Annotated in this window: 1 pseudogene; it reads left to right on the top strand. The window is 57.8% G+C overall.

Going from position 1 to position 1,347, the window contains the following annotated elements:
* The first annotated feature begins 64 nt into the window (after positions 1–64).
* Positions 65–1,283 (top strand): annotated as a pseudogene (locus tag RBB42_RS28035) (IS3 family transposase).
* The last annotated feature ends 64 nt before the right edge of the window (positions 1,284–1,347 follow it).

The raw sequence follows: 1,347 nt of genomic DNA, 5'->3' as shown, positions 1-1,347 counted from the left end.
AGAGGTGGTCGCGAGATTTCGGACCAGTTGCTATGCTGTAGCGACTGACGAAGGAACGACCCAGATGACGAAGCGGAAACGCTATTCGGCGGAGTTCAAGGCCAAGGTTGCGCTTGAAGCCATTCGCGAGGAGCTGACGACGGCCGAGCTGGCCAAGAAGTACGACGTTCATCCGACAATGATCAGCGGATGGAGTGAGGAGGATAAGGAATTGATCCAGTGAATCAATCCCCCGACGAACACGGCGATTGAGAACATGGCATCGGCATTTGGCGGTGGCGCATCGGCCGAGCCGGCGATTTCCGAGAAGGATGTCGAGAAGCTGCACGCCAAGATTGGCCAGTTGGTCGTGGAACGGGATTTTTTGGCCGATGCCTCCAGTCTCATCCTCGGCACTGGAGGCAGAAAGCGGTTAAGCACGATCACTCCGATCTCAGCGTCCGGCGTCAGTGTCGCCTGCTGTCTCTGGCGCGCTCCAGTCTCTATTACCACCCGCGCGGCGAAAGCGTTGAAAACCTGGCGTTCATGGAGATCATCGACAAGCAGTTCCTGGAAACGCCCTGGTACGGCTCGCGGCAAATGGCCCGTCACATGCAGCGAGAAGGGCATAAATGCGGTCGCCACCGTGTGCGGCGGCTAATGCGCCTCATGCGTCTTGTGCCGATCTACCAGGAGCCCAAGACCAGCAAGAAGCACCCGGAAAACAAGATTTATCCATACTTGCTCCGGGACTTACCCATCACCCGGCCTAATCAGGTCTGGTGTACCGACATCACATACATCCCGATGCGTCGCGGGTTTCTGTACTTGGTAGCTGTCATGGACTGGCACAGCCGGAAGGTGCTGAGTTGGCGGTTGTCAAACTCGATGGACGCGGGATTTTGCGTCGAGGCGCTCAAAGAGGCACTGGCGAAATACGGCAAGCCGGAGATCTTCAACTCCGACCAGGGCTCCCAATTCACCAGCACCGATTTCACTGATATTCTGCGCGACGAGAAGGTGAAGATCTCCCCTTTCGGCAGATTGCTGTGCAATCGCCTGCCGGGCAGTGGATGGACGGACGTGGCCGCTGGATCGACAACCGGATGATCGAGCGTCTTTGGCGGTCCCTCAAATACGAGTGTGTCTACCTGAACGCCTTCGAGACCGGCTCGGAGGCCCGACGCGGGATCGGCGCCTGGATCACCTATTACAATGAGAGGCGCCCGCACACATCGCACGGGTTGCTGACACCGGACGAGGCCCATGATAGCCGAGACCCGGACCTGAAGATTGCCGCCTGAAATGAAACCGATGCTATAGCTTAGCCCGGCGGCAAACTGGTCGAAAACTCAGGACCACCTCTAA

It is taken from the genome of Mameliella sp. MMSF_3455 (assembly GCF_030733205.1).
Classification (GTDB): Bacteria; Pseudomonadota; Alphaproteobacteria; order Rhodobacterales; family Rhodobacteraceae; genus Antarctobacter.
This window is presented reverse-complemented; position numbering and strand designations above follow the sequence as displayed.